14 protein-coding genes are annotated in these 18734 nt (G+C 42.8%); 9 read left to right on the plus strand and 5 right to left on the minus strand.

Annotated features, from left to right (window positions below):
* The first annotated feature begins 1 nt into the window (after position 1).
* Positions 2 to 1018 carry a beta-N-acetylhexosaminidase gene (gene nagZ, locus ACHUGF_RS10710; protein ID WP_394131058.1) on the plus strand — a complete coding sequence of 339 codons (1017 nt, stop codon included), beginning with the start codon at positions 2 to 4 and terminating at the stop codon, positions 1016 to 1018.
* 227 nt (positions 1019 to 1245) lie between these two features.
* Here the strand turns inward: nagZ and ACHUGF_RS10715 are convergent, their stop codons facing one another.
* From ACHUGF_RS10715 to ACHUGF_RS10725, 3 genes are all read right to left on the minus strand, one after another.
* On the minus strand, positions 1246 to 2331 hold the full coding sequence (locus ACHUGF_RS10715) for a peptidoglycan binding protein CsiV (protein ID WP_394131060.1): 1086 nt from the start codon (positions 2329 to 2331) through the stop codon (positions 1246 to 1248).
* Positions 2331 to 5852, minus strand: coding sequence for a transcription-repair coupling factor (mfd, locus tag ACHUGF_RS10720; protein WP_394131061.1), 3522 nt, complete (start codon positions 5850 to 5852; stop codon positions 2331 to 2333). Before mfd ends, ACHUGF_RS10715 begins: the two co-directional genes overlap by 1 nt.
* Before the next feature lie 105 nt (positions 5853 to 5957).
* The gene (locus ACHUGF_RS10725) at positions 5958 to 6536 is read right to left on the minus strand and encodes a hypothetical protein (protein ID WP_394131063.1); all 579 of its coding nucleotides are present in this window, start codon (positions 6534 to 6536) and stop codon (positions 5958 to 5960) included.
* Positions 6537 to 6713: 177 nt separating this feature from the next.
* On the opposite strand from ACHUGF_RS10725, the gene ACHUGF_RS10730 reads away from it, so the two are divergent.
* The 3 genes from ACHUGF_RS10730 to lolE are packed head-to-tail and all read left to right on the plus strand — an operon-like array spanning position 6714 to position 9909.
* Positions 6714 to 7955: a lipoprotein-releasing ABC transporter permease subunit gene (locus tag ACHUGF_RS10730; RefSeq protein WP_394131064.1), complete on the plus strand. Its 1242-nt coding sequence runs from the start codon at positions 6714 to 6716 to the stop codon at positions 7953 to 7955.
* Positions 7955 to 8671, plus strand: coding sequence for a lipoprotein-releasing ABC transporter ATP-binding protein LolD (lolD, locus tag ACHUGF_RS10735; RefSeq protein WP_394131066.1), 717 nt, complete (start codon positions 7955 to 7957; stop codon positions 8669 to 8671). The genes ACHUGF_RS10730 and lolD overlap by 1 nt, the downstream gene beginning before the upstream one ends.
* Positions 8668 to 9909, plus strand: coding sequence for a lipoprotein-releasing ABC transporter permease subunit LolE (gene lolE / locus ACHUGF_RS10740; protein WP_394131068.1), 1242 nt, complete (start codon positions 8668 to 8670; stop codon positions 9907 to 9909). The genes lolD and lolE overlap by 4 nt, the downstream gene beginning before the upstream one ends.
* A 282-nt stretch (positions 9910 to 10191) precedes the next feature.
* Here the strand turns inward: lolE and ACHUGF_RS10745 are convergent, their stop codons facing one another.
* Positions 10192 to 10698, minus strand: a complete 507-nt coding sequence (locus ACHUGF_RS10745) for a DUF2062 domain-containing protein (protein ID WP_394131070.1) — start codon at positions 10696 to 10698, stop codon at positions 10192 to 10194.
* Positions 10699 to 10729: 31 nt separating this feature from the next.
* Here ACHUGF_RS10745 and ACHUGF_RS10750 point away from each other — a divergent pair, with 31 nt between their 5' ends.
* The 5 genes from ACHUGF_RS10750 (at position 10730) to ACHUGF_RS10770 (ending at position 17674) form a co-directional block, all read left to right on the plus strand.
* Complete coding sequence (locus ACHUGF_RS10750; RefSeq protein ID WP_394131071.1) at positions 10730 to 13300, plus strand: DNA internalization-related competence protein ComEC/Rec2; 2571 nt, start codon at positions 10730 to 10732, stop codon at positions 13298 to 13300.
* A gap of 36 nt (positions 13301 to 13336) precedes the next feature.
* Complete coding sequence (msbA, locus tag ACHUGF_RS10755; RefSeq protein WP_394131073.1) at positions 13337 to 15139, plus strand: lipid A export permease/ATP-binding protein MsbA; 1803 nt, start codon at positions 13337 to 13339, stop codon at positions 15137 to 15139.
* Entirely contained in the window at positions 15139 to 16149 is a 1011-nt protein-coding gene (lpxK, locus tag ACHUGF_RS10760) for a tetraacyldisaccharide 4'-kinase (protein WP_394131074.1), read from the plus strand. The genes msbA and lpxK overlap by 1 nt, the downstream gene beginning before the upstream one ends.
* The gene (locus ACHUGF_RS10765) at positions 16150 to 16329 is read left to right on the plus strand and encodes a Trm112 family protein (protein ID WP_394131076.1); all 180 of its coding nucleotides are present in this window, start codon (positions 16150 to 16152) and stop codon (positions 16327 to 16329) included.
* 616 nt (positions 16330 to 16945) lie between these two features.
* Positions 16946 to 17674 carry a BUD32 family EKC/KEOPS complex subunit gene (locus ACHUGF_RS10770; protein ID WP_394131077.1) on the plus strand — a complete coding sequence of 243 codons (729 nt, stop codon included), beginning with the start codon at positions 16946 to 16948 and terminating at the stop codon, positions 17672 to 17674.
* A 99-nt stretch (positions 17675 to 17773) separates the two neighbouring features.
* On the opposite strand, the gene ACHUGF_RS10775 is transcribed toward ACHUGF_RS10770, so the two are convergent.
* Complete coding sequence (locus ACHUGF_RS10775; protein WP_394131079.1) at positions 17774 to 18724, minus strand: MBL fold metallo-hydrolase; 951 nt, start codon at positions 18722 to 18724, stop codon at positions 17774 to 17776.
* Positions 18725 to 18734 lie beyond the last annotated feature (10 nt).

An 18734-nucleotide genomic window follows, 5' to 3' on the forward strand; every position in this document is an offset into this window, starting at 1 on the left:
TTTGAGCTATTTAATGATGGACTTGGCCGGTCAAACTGTTTCAGACCTAGAAGCCGCGCAATTACAGCATCCACAAGTGGGTGGTATTATTCTGTTTACCCGTAATTACTCATCTCGAGAGCAATTAATCGAGCTAATAAAACAAGTTAGAGCGGTGCGAAAAGATTTACTTATTGCGGTTGATCATGAAGGTGGTCGCGTTCAGCGTTTCAAACAAGGTTTTAGTACCATTCCAGCTATGGGTGACATTTTACCAGCCGCTGGACATGATATTGAAAAAGCAAAACGCTGGTCACATGCGTTAGGTTTTTTGATGGCAACTGAGCTACTTGCCTGTGACATTGATTTGAGCTTTGCGCCTGTATTGGATGTCAATGGCATCAGTGAGGTCATTGGTACAAGAAGTTTCAGTAGCCGCCCTGAAGAAGTGAGCCTGCTTGCCGAGCAGTTCATTGGTGGTATGCAAAGTGCGGGAATGGCTGCAGTCGGTAAGCATTTCCCTGGCCATGGCAGTGTACAGGCAGACTCACATATAGCGATGCCTGTTGATGATAGAGCAGAGCAGAAAATCTTTGAGCAAGATATGCAGCCTTTTCGTGATTTAATGGCGAAAGAGTGTCTTAATGGTATTATGCCCGCGCATGTGGTGTATTCTCAATTAGATCCTAACCCAGCCGGTTTTTCTTCTTTTTGGTTGCAAGATATCCTCAGAAAAAAACTCAACTTCAATGGTGTCATTTTCTCAGATGATTTAGGTATGAAAGGTGCAAGTTTTGCTGGTGACTACCTTGGGCGTGCTACTGCGGCGCTTGAAGCAGGCTGTAATATGATTTTAGTGTGCAATGACCCTGAAGGTGTCAAAACATTATTGACGGACTTTAACTGGCCTGAAGCAGCGCCTTTACATGATGCGCTCAGTTTGAAACCAGATTCAAGTCGAGTGCTATTAGCACTACAAGATGAAGCGCGCTGGCTAAAGGCGAGGGCGATTGCTGATGAGATTAATCACGCCAGTTAGATACTCATAGTGGCTATTTAACACCTATTTATTGCATGGGTTAGGTTGGTATAGCCGCAAACTGTGTTTAGTTTTAGTGTGCTTTGATATTTTCAGCGTAATAAAAAAGCCACTTGATGAAGTGGCTTTTTTATTCTTGTGGCTCGGCAGATCAGCGCTTGTTCACTTAGCCTGACAATAACGTCTACTAAATAAGACAACTAACTAAATCTACAAATTAGTCCTGATTAGTTTGTTGCTGCTGTATTATCTTGTAACTCAACTTGGCTTTTTGGCAACGCGTTTATATCTGCTTCATTTGGCGTTAAGTCGATAGGCCTTGCTGTTTCAGGTTGTTCCATGCGGCGTATTTGCATCACTATTCCCATATTGGGGTGGTCAAAGTAGTGTACCTGTCCACTGCGCACTCGACGGTTTTGTTTAAGCGGAATTGCTTGTAAAAAAGGTTCGCTAATAAGAGCTAACTGAGCCGTTGTTGTCGAACTTGTATCTGTTTGATAGCGGTTATAGCCGGCGATAGCGCTGACTGTCCCTTTATCGGTTGCAGTCACTTCTTTTTGAGTGACTTTACGTAAGAATAAGTCATGCTCAATAAATAAATAGTGATTTAAATAGATATTAATCATGCCATCAAGCTGCCAAACCGGGCTGACGGTTTCTGTACCAATCATAAAATCAAAGTTACTGAAGTCGTTTAGATACAAAGGTGTTTCAGGCTCCTGCGATTGAGTATCTGTTTGGCTGACCGGGCTACCTTGAAAATGAAACTGTTCTGAATAGTCTTTACCGGCATAAATGCGTACAGGTGTCGCTTGACGTCTTGGTTGCATGTCTTGCTGCCAAGTTAAATGCAGTAACGGTTTTACATTGCGCTCTTTACTGATGCTATCAATGATGTCGGTAAATTGGCTTTGACTTTGAGCTAATAGCACTGGAGCATCCCCTAGATAAGCTTGTTGCTCTGTTTCTGCGGCAATGGACATAGGCACTTGGCTAGGGTGGGTTTGTGCTTGTTGTTTTGCCAATGGGTCGCAGTTCGTTTGCTCATCTGAGTTAGATAACCAATCTGTAGAAATACAGCCAGATAAGCCTAAAGCCACACCGGTTATATCAGTAGTGATTATCGGCGAAATTAAATCAATGTGATTAGCTGATATCGCTTGTGGCGGTGTGTTTTGCCACTGTTCAGTGTTAGTTTGGCCTTCACGTTCAAACACAAATACTTCAACTTCAAACCAAGATTTGGCTTGTGCATAAAAGGGTTGGCAAAGGCAGGCTACTGCTGCCAGTGACATAGCAATTTTACGTTGCACTATTTGTCTCCACTTGTATGTTTAGCAAATTGTTCGAGTAAGGTTTCAACCAGCTTGAGGCGGTCTTTACTTGATTCTACTGGAATGTTGAACTTTAACTTATTTGGCCCATCCATTCGATATATTTGTGGTTGGTTTTGTAATAAACCAATAATAAATGTGGGATCTACCTTATTGGACTCGCCAAATTCAACGCTGCCACCCTTGGCGTGCATTTCAATTTTACTGATGCCAAGCTCAGTCGCTTGATGCTTAAAAATAGTTAAAGACATCAAGTTTTTAGTTGGTTCAGGTAATAAGCCAAATCGGTCAATAAATTCTACTTTTAGCTCATCAATCATGGCTTCGGTTTCGCAATTGGCAATCCGCTTATACAATGAAAGGCGCATATTGACATCACTGACATAATCTTCTGGTAAAAGCGCGGCTATACGCAGGTCAATATCACATTGTGATTTCAACATGTGTGCAAGGGACGGTTCTTTACCTTGTTTAAGTGATTTAACTGCTGACTCGAGCATCTCCATGTAAAGGCTAAAGCCAATTTTGGAAATATGACCGCTTTGTTCATCACCGAGTAACTCACCGGCTCCACGGATTTCAAGATCTTGTGTCGCCAGCATAAAGCCAGCACCAAGATCTTCTAATGCATCAATCGCTTCTAAACGCTTTCTTGCATCAGAGGTCATTCGTTTCGGGTGTGGTGTCATTAAATATGCATAGGCCTGATGATGTGAGCGACCCACACGGCCACGCAGTTGGTGCAATTGGGCTAAACCAAACTTGTCAGCACGATCAATAATGATGGTGTTGGCAGTAGGAACATCAATCCCAGTCTCAATAATAGTGGTACATACTAATACATTGAATCGTTGGTGATAAAAGTCAGACATGACTTTTTCTAAGTCACGCTCGCGCATCTGACCATGGGCGGTGACCACTCTCGCTTCGGGTAGCAATTCAATAATATCATTAGCCGTTTTCTCAATGGTTTCGACATTATTGTGTAAAAAGTAAACCTGACCCCCCCTGAGAATTTCACGTAATATGGCTTCACGAATAGTAGCAATATCATACTCTCTCACGAAGGTTTTTACTGCTAATCGCTTGGCGGGAGGCGTGGCGATAATCGATAAGTCGCGCATGCCTGACATAGCCATATTTAACGTACGCGGAATTGGTGTTGCAGTGAGTGTTAAGATATCAACATTGGCACGAAGGGCTTTAATTTTCTCCTTCTGGCGCACACCGAAACGGTGTTCTTCATCGATGATTAATAAGCCTAAGTTGTCGAAGTTAGCCTCTGCAGACAGTAACTTATGCGTGCCTATTACAATATCTACCTTACCTTCACTTAACTGTGAAATGACATTATTTTGCTCTTTTGTGGTTCTAAAGCGAGACATCACTTCTATCACGACAGGCCAATCGGCAAACCTGTCTTTGAAGTTTTCATAATGCTGCTGAGCAAGCAGTGTTGTAGGGACCAACACCACCACTTGTTTGCCTGCATTGACTGCCACAAAGGCAGCACGCATCGCCACTTCCGTTTTACCAAAGCCAACATCGCCACACACTAAACGGTCCATGGCCATTGGTGCTTGTAAATCATCCAAAACCGCCTCGATAGCAGTTTCTTGATCAACGGTTTCTTCAAACGGAAAGCCTTGGCTGAATAAAGCATATTCTTCTTCGTCTAACTTTAACGCATCACCAGGACGGGCTTGACGACGAGCATAGACATCCAATAATTCTGCAGCCACATCACGTATACGCTCAATGGCCTTTTTCTTAGCTTTTGCCCAAGTTTCATTACCCAGTTTATTGAGTTGTGTTGCCTCTTCATTGCCCACACTATAGCGGCTGATCAAGTGTAAAGATGACACTGGTACATACAGTTTGTCGCCGCCGGCATATTCAAGCTTCAAGTACTCAGCAACTAGACCGCCCGTGTCTAGGGTTTCTAGGCCTTGATAAAGCGCAACACCGTGCTCAAGGTGCACAATTGGCTGACCCACTTTTAGTTCTGCTAAATTCTTTACCAGTAAATCTGAGCTGACTTGTTTTTGTTTTTCACGGCGACGTTGCTGTGAAATCCTGTGGCCAAACAGTTCGGTCTCGCAAACGATGCTCACATCACCTTTTGGAGAGTCACTGATGATTCCACCGTGTGATAGAGGTGAAACGATTAAACCGATAGGCTCGTCAGCAGCAAAATAATCATCAAGATGCTTAAACAGTGTTGGCTTAATGTCGATTTTGGCAAACAGCTCGAACAATGCTTCTCGTCTGCCTTCTGATTCAGCACAAAAAAGCAGTTTCTGATTATTTTCGGCGTATTGTTGCAGCGCGATTAATGGTTGCTTGAGCTTGTGGTTAGCATTGATATCAGGCAGTAATGATGCACTTGCTAGCTGACAATGTTTAGGTAATTGCTCAATGAGGCTTTGGTTGTTTTCTCCGCCTTGGGCAATTTGATGGCTGAGCAGCATTTGGGTACGCTGATACTGTTTGAATGCTCCAAAGAGCTCATCAATCATTAAATACAAAACTTTGGGGGGCAATAATGGTCTTAATGGATCGATACGACGATCTTCATAGCGGCTGTGCACTTCTTCTAGATGATGACGACTGGCACTTTCAATATCGCCAACGGTGACTAATTGAGTTTCGCCGGGCAAATAGTCGAATAAGGTGGCTGTTTCATCAAAGAATAGCGGCAGGTAATTCTCAATCCCTGCTGGCATCAGATTGCGGCTGACTAATTGATAAATCGACTCAGGTTCTTTGGATATCACCTCAAAATGACGGCGATAACGTTGTCTAAAGCCTTCAATGGATTGGCTATCAGTGGCAAACTCTTTGGCTGGCAGCATTCTGATTGAATCTATCGCCATGCCTGAACGTTGGGTTTCCACATCAAAAAAGCGTAACGATTCTACCTCGTCATCAAATAGCTCAATACGCAGAGGTTGCTTTGCCCCTGTAGGGAATATATCAACAATTGAGCCTCGAATGGCAAACTCGCCGTGCTCATATACTTGGTCAACGAGATGGTACCCTGTGTCCGTTAGATGTTGTCTGACTTTGGTTAAACCATAGTTATCACCCTTTTTAAGCAATAATACGTTGCCACTTAAAAAAGCTTGATTAGGCAGACGCACCATTAATGTACTCACTGGGACAATAATGACTTGTGACTGACCTTGAGTGATTTGCGCTAAGGTTTCTAAACGCTGCGAAATCAAGTCTTGATGCGGTGAAAAACTGTCATAAGGCAGAGTTTCGCGATCTGGAAATAGGTAAACATCAACGGCTTTATTTTGCAGTAAATAGTTAAGCTCAACCTCTAAGCTTAATGCGGTGGGCGTGTCATGGGTGACCACCATCGTTGTGCCTGAGTGTTGCTGCGCCAGTTGGGCTAACACCAATGCTTGTGTGACACCACCATGAGTGGCTAGAATTTGTTGTTGCTGATTTTTGCTAACCCCTGGTGGGGTAAATACACTAAATTGCTTCATTGATTTCTTTAATCGATTTGCTGGTGTGCGCTTTGGCACTCACTTGCCATTTATCCCCGTATGCTTTTTTGCCATTAGCATTGAAACAGTTTGGGGGACTGGGCACTAATTTGATGTTTTCTGTTTTCGCTGTTTAAGTAGCTTTTGCTGGACATTTAGGCTCGCTTTAACCAGCTGTTCTACATCATCATCGAGGATCTGTACAAAATCGAGATCGCACTGCCACGAAGAGGGAGCAGACCCTATTGCTTGGCATTGTTTGATTTGTGCAATACACATCACCGCCACTAATTCACCGCGAATATAAATTTGTGTTTGATAATAATCACCGACATTCAGTGGCTGTGTGCTTATGACTTGTATACCACTACCACCAAATTGTAGGCCTTGTGCTTTATCGCCATTATGGGATTCGCTCTCGATGATATGTTGTAATACCAAGTCAATTTTACGAGACTGAAGTTTCAAAAAATCAACCACAGCTTTCGCTTCATTATCAATTTGGCGTAACTGCAGTAAACAACTGGCTTCCAGTCCTTTGACATCAGTGAGCAACTTTAGGCCAACAGACTGTAAATCGCGTAGCTGATCTTCAGAAGGTAATGGGAGGGATTTGTCCCAAGGACTAAGGTACACACTAAATTGATGAGGCACACTAAAATAGGAATTACTGTCAGTTAACAAGGCTTGCCTCTTTATTTATCAAACTATTCCCCCTATTATCGTGCCCAACATGTTAATTTAGCAAGTCATACACAGACCGAGTTTCATTTAAATACAGAAATTTAGTGCAAAATAACGTCAGCATTAGATGAATCCGGCACATTACGTCTTGATCAAGGTTTAGGATCAGCAAAACACATGAACTTAGGTTTCTCCTTTTACATAGGTTATCGCTATTGGCGTGCGCGCAAAGCAAATGCGTTTGCATCCTTCATTACCTTATTTTCTGTCTCAGGTATTTTTCTTGGTGTCGCCGCGCTCATTATTGTCAGTTCAGTGATGAACGGATTAGAAGCGCAGTTGAAAAATCGTATTTTAGGGGCCGTGCCGCAACTGACATTAGTCAGTGAATCCGGCTTTGAAGATTGGCAACAGGTTCAGCAAACTATTGCAAAACAGTCACCTTTCTCGCCACTGATTCATGGTGTGGTGCCTAGCGCTACAACCCAAGCCATGGTGCAATCAGTCAGCAATATTCAAGCCGTGCAAACGCTGGGTATTTACCCTGAATTAGAGTCAACTGTTTCTGATGTGATGGCGCATAGTTATTCAGGGGCTTTTTCTGAATTGGTAGTCGGTGAGTATAATGTCGTGCTTGGCCGAGAATTAGCGCGAAGCTTAGGTGTTGTTGCCGGAGACAAAGTCAGATTATTAAGTGGTGATGGCGTAGTTTATTCGCCTTTTGGTCCTGTGCCCAGTCAGCGTAAATTCACAGTGGCAGGCACATTTGAAATGGGCTCACAAGTTGATGCTTCTGTTGCGTATGTACATTATCAAGATTTACGCCGTTTAATGAGAAAAGACAGTCAGCAGGTGGATGAGCTGAGAGTATATTTGCAGGACCCTTTTGCAGCCCCGGAGTTAGCACCGCAAATCGCTGCCTACCTTTCTGATTCACAAACCATCTCCACACGTGATTGGCGTGAGGATTTTGGCCATTTATTTGCTGCCGTGAAAATGGAAAAAAACATGATGGCACTGATGCTCAGTTTAATTGTTGCAGTCGCGGCATTTAATATTGTGTCGGCGTTAGTCATGATGGTTGTTGATAAAACCACGGATGTGGCGGTGCTGAAAACCCAAGGGTTAACTACAGCAACTGTGATGGGTATATTTATTGTTCAGGGCTCGCTAAATGCATTGCTAGGCTTATTTTTAGGCACAACAGTTGGCGTGATTCTTACCCTGAATTTAAATACGATTTTAAGCACACTTGGCATTTCTATTTTAGGTGTAGGGCAAGTGTTGCCAGTTGCGTTTTCAACCACGCAACTGGTGGTAATTATCTGCTCCACTATGATCATAACCTTACTCGCGACACTTTATCCGGCACTTACCGCAGCAAGAGTGCAGCCTGCAACCGCATTGAGATACGAATAATGACGAAATCATCAACCCCTTTATTGCAAGTTTGCAATGTCAGTAAACACTATCTTGAAGGTGATATTGCCACTGAGGTATTAACCAATGTGGATCTAGTGGTCAATGCGAGTGAGCAACTTGCCATCGTCGGGACATCGGGTTCAGGTAAAAGCACCTTACTCCATTTAATGGGTACGCTTGATACGCCAAGTGCAGGCAAAATCTTACTTGATGGGGAAGATCTTCATCAACTCAGTGCAACAAGGCAAGCGCAGATCCGCAATCAAGATTTAGGCTTTATTTACCAGTTCCATCACTTGTTGCCAGAGTTTAGTGCTCTTGAAAATGTGTCTATGCCGGGACTTATCCAAGGGCTAGATAAAAAACAGGTGCATCAACAGGCGCGTGATTTATTAGAACGTGTTGGCTTAGGTCATCGTATCGAACATACGCCAGCGCAATTATCAGGTGGTGAACGTCAACGTGTTGCTATTGCACGGGCTTTGATTAACCAGCCTAAATTGGTGTTAGCCGATGAGCCTACAGGTAATTTAGACGCAAGCAGCGGTGATGCGGTTTATGGCTTAATTCGAGAGCTGTCACAGCAATTAGGCACGGCATTTGTTGTGGTGACCCATGACTATAAATTAGCAGCAAGAATGGATCGCCAATTAACCATGAAGGATGGCAAATTGCAGCAAGCCGAAGACAACGTGATGGAAATTGTGTCATGAGTAAACGTTTGCCACTGTTGATTGGCTGGCGTTTCTATCGTGCACGCCAAGCCAATGGCTTTATTAACTTTATTTCGTTTGCATCTACCGCGGGTATTGCCTTAGGTGTTGCAGTACTCATCATTGTGCTGTCGGCTATGAATGGCTTTGAACGCGAGCTACAGCAGCGTTTGTTGGGGGTCATTTCCCATGGTGAGTTAGTGGGCGTTAATGCACCCATACAAGATTGGCAGGCTATTACTGAGTCAGCGACCAATCATCCTGAAATTGCTGGTATTGCGCCTTTTACACGCTTGCAGGGCTTAGTGCAGCGTCAAGGAGGCTTTCAAGGTCTGGTGCTCAATGGCATTGATGTGGAGCTTGAACCTTCGGTGTCCAGTATTGCTCAATTTATGGATGAATCAACTTGGGCATCACTGGCCACGTCTGAAAATAATATCGTGTTAGGCCAAAGCCTGTTAGACAAACTAGGGCTTGAAGTGGGTGACAGTATAGCCATGTACACGCCAGAGCCTAACAGTACTCGATTAACTCAGGCGAAGAGTCATCGTTTTGTGGTTTCAGGTGTCTATCAGCTCGGTGGTGAGATTGAGTCCACTCAAGCCTATGTGTCGATGGCATATTTGAATCAGTTATTGAATATGAATGGCACAGTCACAGGGGTGCGCATTAAAGTTGATAATGTGTTTAATGCTCAAAGAGTCACACGAGATTTAGGCTATGCACAAAGTGAATATGTGTATATGAATGATTGGACTCGAACCCAAGGCCATTTATATCAAGATATTCAACTGGTGCGCATGGTGATGTATTTGGTGTTGGCGCTAGTGATTGCCGTAGCTTGTTTTAACATCGTGTCGACCTTAGTGATGGCGGTACGAGACAAGGCCTCTGAAGTCGCTATTTTGATGACCATGGGGCTAAAGCGCATGGCTGTGATGTCTATATTCATCATGCAAGGTGCGTTAAATGGTGTAATGGGCTGTACGTTAGGTGGCGTTATTGGCGTATTAGTCGCACAGAACTTGAGTGTTATAGCGGCTACTATTGAACAAACCCTGGGTATTCAGCTTCTGGCATCTGACATATATTTTATCGACTTTTTGCCTTCAGAGCTAAGACAGCAAGATGTGATGCTAGTGATAAGTATGGGGCTGGTTATGAGCCTGTTAGCCACCTTATATCCCGCATGGAAGGCAACTCAAATCGCGCCAGCCACAGCATTAGCAGGGCGTTAAGCAATCTATTTTCCAAGATAGTTAAAGTAGTAATTAAAAGGCTCACATGCATGTGAGCCTTTTTTAATAGTTACTTCCCCGTGAGGAATGTTTCTAGCGAGATAGTTTTGGGTAGTTCAAGGCGAAGCTGCGCGTCAATAGTGAGTCTATTGCAAGTAGCTTCAATGAATCTTTTAGCTAAGAGCTAGACAAAAATAGCCGTTAGAAACCCATTTATCACCCCAAGCTCAGGTTGTTTATTATTAGCTAGAATGCTTAATGAAACCTTCAAGCGTTAACGGATTATTTAACGCGCTTTTTCCATTTAAATAGCACTGAATATTTCCACAAATTGACTATCGTAAAGTAACCAATAATCGCACTTATTATCCCTAGAACACCGCAACCTAACAGGAATGGTGGGCCGATTGTCGTGAGCGAGGATTCAATCCATGCCCAGCTTGCTTCAAATTGGAAGTCTTGTGGTGGATTGCCAAGTAGCTTACTGCCAACCCAATAAGCGCCATAAAACATAAATGGCATAGTGACTGGGTTAGTCAACCATACCAAGGCTACTGAAATGGGCAGATTTACATTGAAAAAAATTGCCATCGCGGCAGCCAATATCATTTGAAATGGGATTGGCATCCAAGCCGAAAATAAGCCAATGGCGAATGCTCCCGGGGCAGATTTGCGATTTAATGTCCATAAATTGGGTTTATGTAAAAGCTCGCCAAAAATACGTAAGTGTTTATGCTTACGCAGCTTTTCAGGGTTTGGCATGTACTTTTCAATTATTTTTTTTGGCATCTTGCTCAATTACTGTCTTTACTGAACCACTATGAACCGATTTATTTACGGCTATTGTTTGTGCTGTTTATCCGCGCTGATCTGGCCAAACATACCTCATATTTCATGGGTAATACCTTGCTTAATCATCGCTGCATGCCTGTTAAAGCGTGCTGCGTTTATTAGTGGTTTGTTGATTGCAATGTGCTGGATAAGCACAGTGTTTTATGGTCTTTATCCTGCTCAAAAGAGCGACCATTTATCATTACAAGCTGCTGAAAAACCTCAGCAACTGGAATTTAGGGCAGAGATAGTATCACTAGTCAGTCAAAACCGCGACTATATCAGTATAGATGTTAAACCTTTGGTTCAAGCAAACGACAGCACGCTTAGTTATATTTTACCTCAATATTACCGCTTATCTTGGCGAAATCCTGAAGAAGTAAGGGTTGGAGAACAGTGGGTTTTCACGGCAAGGTTAAAAAGCATCAGTAACATAGGTAATGTCGGCGGGTTTAATCAGCAGAAGTATTTTATCAGTCAACATATCGTTGCGCGGGGCAATATTAAGCAGGGTAAACGATTAACACAATCACACACATTCAAAAGCACATTGTCGCACTTTTTAACGGTCAGGCTACACAATCTTGCTAATGGTGACATTTTGCAGGCAATTTTATTGGGTGATAAATATGCGATTTCAACTGAACGATGGCAGCAGTTAAGGCAAACAGGCAGTGGCCACTTGATAGCGATTTCAGGATTGCATTTATCTGTGGTGTTCGGTTTGTTTTACTTTATTTTCAACCTCATATTCAAACAAGTTTTTATCACCAAAGCTGCGAAAGGGTTGACTCAACACCGTCAAGTGATAGTGATGATGTTAGCGCTCAGCATTACGTTATTTTATGCGTATTTAGCTGGGTTTGCAGTTGCCACACAACGTGCTGCAGTGATGTTGTCTTTAGTGGTGCTATTAACTGCCTTTAGGCAGTACACCACGTCATGGGACCGTTTATTATACGCGTTGTTTGCTGTGTTATTGATAGACCCTTTTGCGGTTCTTAGTGCAGGTTTTTTCTTATCTTTTGGTGCACTGGCTGTGATTTTGTTTACTGTATCTAGTCAACATAACAAGCAAGAAATCCCTTGGGGTCAGGCTGATGCAATAAATAGTGATAATCGGCAAGTATTTGCTGATGACAAAGGTTCATATAGGCCCAAGCTATTTAGCTGGTTGTTATCATACTGGCAAACATTATGGGCGATACAGTGGCGTATTGCGTTAATGCTTGGCCTGTTACAAGCCATACTATTTGCCAGTGTTAGCCCACATAGTATTTGGCTTAATTTATTATTTGTTCCATGGTTTAGTGTGGTGGTTATACCGCTGGCCATATTATCAATGTTGCTGATGATTGCGGCTTGGTTGCTGTCACATGCTATTTTACTAGTGGGCTTCGATGTGTTTGATTCCCTCACTTGGCACACCTTAGATAACTTCACCTTTTATTTTGCTGATTTGTCCTTACACCCTTATTCAACGATTTTGGCACTGAGCGACCATTTACCTCAGGCTCAAATTGCCTTGTCACAGCAAGCGACGGCCATCATGCTTACCGCTGTGATAATGCTCGTCATGCTTTACTTGTATCCATGGTTGAATCAACGCTTTAAACTTTATTGGCAAGCATTAATAGGCTTTTTGGGCTTGCCGTTAGTGTGGTTTACCTTAACGAATCAAGAGTCTCCAGAGACCTTTTCTGAAGCAGTAACTGCGCAGTTTAATCGTGATTGGCAAATGCACACTTTAGATGTGGGGCAGGGAAGTGCGATTGTGTTTCAGCGTGGTAATCGCGCCTTACTCTATGACACGGGGGCACGCTATGGCAGCAGCTTTAGTTATGCTGAACGAGTTATTTTGCCGTTTTTGAATGCAAGAGGTATTACCCATATTGACTATATTATTGTCAGTCATGATGACAATGACCATGTCGGTGGCTTAACGCGTTTATTAGCACATGCACCCAATGCAATCATAATCGCTGATGCGAAGATTCAAGCTCAGTATTTGAGTCACGACCTTAGCAAAACTCACAGAATGAGTGCTCAAGCAGCAGATTGTTATCAACTAAAGCTAGAATGGCAAGGGATTAAGTTTACAGGGGTTAATCCTAATATTGGCTTCTTTACGACTGACAATAATCGCTCTTGTGTGGTGAATGTTAGTGATGGTAAACATCAAGTGTTATTAACTGGCGATATTGAACAGGCTCGTGAGCAGAATTTACTACAATTTGCTGTGCCATCGATAGATGCGGACATTATGTTCGTGCCGCATCATGGTTCTCGCAGCTCATCTTCTGCGGCGTTAATTGAAGCCATTAGTCCGCAAATTGCGATTGTGACAGCAGGTTTTGCTAATCAGTTTGGCTTCCCTAAAAATGATATTTTACAAGTATACTCTGAGCAACAAGTGCCGGTTTTACGAACAGGTGAGTTAGGGCAAATCAGTATTAATTTCACTCAGAGTGGCTATCAAGTAAGCAGTTACCGGCAAAATATGTCGCCTTTTTGGTATAACCGCTTGTTTAAATTTGGTGAAGGAGTCAAAGCAGAGTAGAATGCCGACTAATATTTGCAAGGAAATAAGCCATCAATGTCAGCGAATCAAAATAATGAAATGTGGGTCGTATTTAAACGGTTAATGACCTATGTGTTGCCGATGAAGTCGATGTTCATCTTTGCTGTGTTGGGGTTATTAACCTATGGCGCTGTGGATGCAACATTCATTGCCTTCATTAAACCTTTCATCGACCAAGGTTTTGCCCAGTCTGCGTCAAGTGTTGCCGGTGTCGATGTGCCCACACACACAGGGTTTAGCGCAAATAATGACATTATGGTAATCGCGCCATTCGTTGTGATTTTTATGTTTACCCTCCGAGGCATTGCCAATTTTGTGTCGACGTATTGTGTGTCGTATATGAGTGCCAAACTGATAATGGACATGCGTCAGCAGGTGTTTGAACATTACCTACGTTTACCCGTCAGTTACATTGACCGTGAAAATAGCGGTAATCTTATTTCTCGTGTGACTTTTGATACTGAGCAAATTGCCCGAGCGTCTGGTAGTGCGTTGATTTCAATTGTACGTGACAGTATTACCGTGGTCGGTATGTTAGCCATTATGTTCTATTACTCTTGGAAACTGTCACTGTGTATTATTGTAGTTGGCCCGTTAATGGGCATTGTTATCAGCGTAGTGAGTAAGCGTTTTCGAAAAGTGTCTAAGCAAATTCAGTCAGCGATGGGCGGCGTAACGGCCACCACTGAACAAATGATTAAAGGTCATAAAAACGTGCTGGCATTTGGTGGACAAGAAACAGAAGTGAAACGTTTTTTCCAAGTTAATGATAAGAATCGCTATCAAAATATGAAGCTGGCCGTGGCACAAGCTATCAGCCAACCACTAATCATGGTGATAGGCTCTTTCGCCCTTGCGTTTGTATTGTATGCCGCTAGCTGGGAAAGCATGAGTTCCGAGTTGACTGCGGGTACTTTTGCGGCCATTTTAGGTGCAATGTTGGCTATGTTGCAGCCTATTAAAAACTTAACCCGCGTTAATGCTGAGTTCCAACGTGGTATCGCTGCATGTACCACGGTATTTGAATTGTTAGACACCGAGCCAGAAGAAGATACAGGCAAGCACAGTATTGAAAGAGTTAACGGGCACTTGGCTTTTAATAATGTAACATTCGCTTATCCAGAACAAGAAGGCACTGCGCTTAATGGTATCAACTTCTCTGTTGAACCGGGCAAAACTGTTGCATTAGTTGGTCGTTCAGGCTCGGGTAAATCTACTATAGCGAGCTTAGTCACACGCTTTTATGGTGGCTTGAGTGAAGGCGATATTACCATTGATGGCACCAGTATCTACGATTATCAATTGAAATCGCTGCGTAACCAAGTGGCATTAGTATCTCAGCAAGTCACGCTATTTAACGACACCATTGCCAACAATATTGCTTATGCCTACCCGGGTGAAGTTACCCGTGAGCAAATTGAAAAGGCCGCTACTTTAGCTCATGCCATGGAGTTCATTGAAACCTTACCTGAAGGTTTAGATACCCAAGTTGGTGAGAATGGCGTGTTGTTATCAGGTGGTCAACGTCAACGTATTGCCATCGCACGAGCCATGCTACGTGATGCGCCTATCCTTATTTTAGATGAAGCCACATCAGCGTTGGATACCGAGTCTGAAAAGGCGATTCAACAGGGGTTAGATAACTTAAGGCACAACCGAACTTCCATCGTTATTGCCCACAGATTATCTACCATTGAAAGTGCTGATGAAATCTTAGTCATAAACCAAGGTGAAATTACCGAACGTGGTAATCATACTCAGTTGCTTGAGCAAAATGGCACTTACGCAAACTTATACCAAATGCAGTTTGGTGAATAATGCAAAGCTGGGTTAATCGAATTTGGTATCAAGGTCACTGGCTTAAGTGGCTATTACTCCCTTTATCAGGTTTGTTTTGGCTGATTAGCACTATTCGTCGTGGATTATTTAATTTCGGTGTAAAACAGCAAACACAGTTACCAGTACCTGTCATCATAGTGGGTAATATTACCGCTGGTGGCAGCGGTAAAACCCCAACCGTCATCTATTTAATTGAACTGTTAAGAGCGCATGGTTATCAACCTGGTGTGGTGAGCCGCGGTTATGGTGGCAATATTAATGGTACTGCGGTAGTACACACATCCAGTTTAGCCAGCGAGGTCGGTGATGAGCCTAGCCTTATTGTTAATCGAACGCAGGTGCCTATGGTTGTGGGGGCAAAACGTGTTGATGCAGCAAACAGGCTATTATCTGAGTTCGATGTTAACGTTATTATCAGTGATGACGGTTTGCAGCACTATGCTCTTGGGCGTGATATTGAAATTGCACTTGTCGACGGTGAACGCCGCTATGGCAATCAGTGTTTAATACCAGCAGGACCATTACGTGAAAGTATTTCACGTTTGCAAACCATCGATTTTGTCATTAATAACGGCGCAAAAGCACAAGGTGATGAAGTGCCAATGATACTTGAGCCTTGTCCGCCATTGCCTGTATCACCGTCAGTGTCCCGTGAAGATATCCCTGCAGATTTTGACAATAATCAGCCACTGGTGGCAATGGCTGGCATTGGTAATCCGCAGCGATTTTTTGATAGCCTGACGTCTCAAGGCTTTAACCTTGCATCTACTCAGGCCTTTGAAGACCATCAGGCCTATAGTGAAGCCAGTTTGATTGCGGTAGCTGGTGGTCATGGTTTAATCATGACTGAAAAAGATGCGGTTAAATGTCGCGGTTTTGCTCACAAAAACTGGTGGTATTTACCAGTAAATGCAAAACTTACACAAGAATTTGATCAAACACTGTTGCGCCGCTTAGCGCAGGTGGCGCAATTTAAAAAGGAAACATAAATGGCTTTTGATAGAAAACTGTTAGAAATCGTAGCTTGCCCAGTATGCAAAGGTAAGCTGGAATATGATAAGCAAGCAGATCGATTGATTTGTAAAGCAGATAAATTAGCCTATCCCATCACAGAAGGGATCCCAGTGTTATTAGAAAATCGTGCTGAAACGGTTGAGGCTGAAGCGTAATATTGTTGGCAATTGGGGCTTAACGTTGGTGATATTTAACGTTTAGTATGCCTAACATTTGATCCGCTCTATCGCTCTAAAAACGAATGGAGGCTTATGCCTCCATTACTGTTTCTGAATCATATTTGCTGATATTGTCTTTCAGCTAATATCACTCGTAACCGTTATTCCCTTGGAAGCTTTACCATCTACATCGACTGATCTCAGCGAAACCTTCGGCTCAAAATCTTCTCCAAAGTTACCATCTACGTGATATAGCCGCTCAAAACCTAGCTCTAACCCAATGTCGCTATGGTTAAGGCTCCTATAATGAATAACATAGCGGCTAATTTGATAAAAACTGATGGTTAGTTACTGAACAACTTTGCTTGCTATTTCCCCTCAAACTATGTGATTGAGATGCCCATTCAATATTGTGTTTAGCATCTACAGGCTGCGAGAATGGCTTCGTGTCAAGCTTAAGCTAATCAAGTTAACCAAATTGAAATAAATGTAAATGGATTTTAAATTGGTGTAACAAGCTATAGGTCTAGTAAATTGGAATAACTGTTATTCCTATTCTTTGATTTGTTCAACTGGATAATTGTTGGTTCGATTCAGTTAGGCAGACGTGATTATGTACTCGTATCCAACAGGCTTAGAACCTCTTAGTTTTCAACAGTTAGTGCAACATACTTTGATGTTGAATCAGAATAATCGTATTTGTAGTTTTGAGTTCAATGGTCAACGCTATTGGATAAAGCAAGCTGAGCGATTAACGGGTGCAATGCGTTTGCTTAAACAAAACTCTAGTGCAGCATTGGTGAAAGAAACCAATGTACTGCTCAAATTAAATGAACTTGGCGCACCTGTCCCTAAAGTTGCACAAGTGGGCGATAACTATTTAGTGATTGAAGATGCAGGCTGCACTATTAATCAATTACAGCATCAAGTTGAACCTGAACATTTTCAGCAAATAATTAATGATGCCAGTATGGCACTGGCGAAGCTTCACGACATGGATTTAGCCCATGGCAGACCTGCATTGCGGGATATTAGCTGGCAACAGGGACAAGTGAGGTTTTTCGATTTTGAAGCTCATCAACAAGGTGAGCAACTGACTCAACACAAGATCCGAGATTTACTGGTGTTTATTCATAGCTTATATCGTTATATGGGTCCACAATGCCAGATGATTGATAGTGCCATTAAACAATATCGTCATGCCGGTGGTGAACATATCTGGCAAATGACCAAGCAATATATCACTCGCTGGCAGTGGCTAAGTTACCCATTAGCGCCTTTGATGCCCATTGCAGGCAAGGATTTAAAACCTGTTTACTGGGTGTTGAAGCACTTTAAATAGGGCTCGGAAAACGCCCCCAAATAGGAATAAAAAAAGATGAGTAACAGGTTATTCATCTTTTGGTATTACTTACCTTTATAGCCTTAAGCGTTAAAAAAGTTACTTCGCTTGGCTCAGGTCTTGATAGAGTGTGTCTATCCACTTCTTTTCCGTAATAAATCGCCAGCCCCAGTCTTTGTATTTTTCAGGCATGCCAGCTGCTTGGATGGTTTCAATACTCTTCTCTTCACGAATGTGCTCGTTCATCCAATTGATACTGTCATCAAGCATGTGCTTGAATTTTCTTAGGTCAGATTTTGTGGCCAAGTCCCCGTGACCCGGAATAATTTGAATATCATCTGGCAGCACTCTTAATACTTCCGCAATATTATCGCGATAGCCAATAACTGAACCACCGCCTTTTAAATCCACATAAGGGAAACGGTCTTTAAAGTATAAATCTCCCATATGAATAACATTGCTGTTTTGCCAGTGAACCACACTGTCACCGTCAGTATGCCCTGGGCCTAGGTGAATAACTTTTAGCGTGTCGTTGTTGAAGTGAATGTGGATCCCTTCATCATAAGTGACCACTGGTAAAGCTGATTTTGACAATTTGTCATTACTGCTTAAGCGCTTCAACACGTTATGATGTGCCAAAATGGTGCCGCGTTGGCCAAAATGTGCATTACCACCAGTGTGGTCACCGTGATAGTGAGTATTAACAATGTATTTGGGCTGACTACTGGAAGGGTGTTTATGTATTGAAGCAAGCTGGGCTGATATTTTATCTGCCAGCGGGGCAAATTGGTCATCAATAATCAATACGCCATCTTCACCCGATGACACGCCAATATTACCGCCTGAGCCTGTAAATAGATAAACAGTCTCTGTGAGTTTAGTTGAGCTGATTTTCACATCTTTAAATCTATCATCATCCGCTTGGACAGGGCAGTTCATTGCACACAATAGCAGGCCAGTTAGCGCTAACGCCTTAGCCGGTATGCGTTGTAATTTACTTGGCAGGTAAGTTGTTAGGTGTTTAGGAACTGATGAAGTGGTAAAAATCATTGTTACTCCT

The organism is Shewanella maritima (assembly GCF_043643735.1).
In the GTDB taxonomy this organism is placed as follows: Bacteria; Pseudomonadota; Gammaproteobacteria; order Enterobacterales; family Shewanellaceae; genus Shewanella; species Shewanella maritima_A.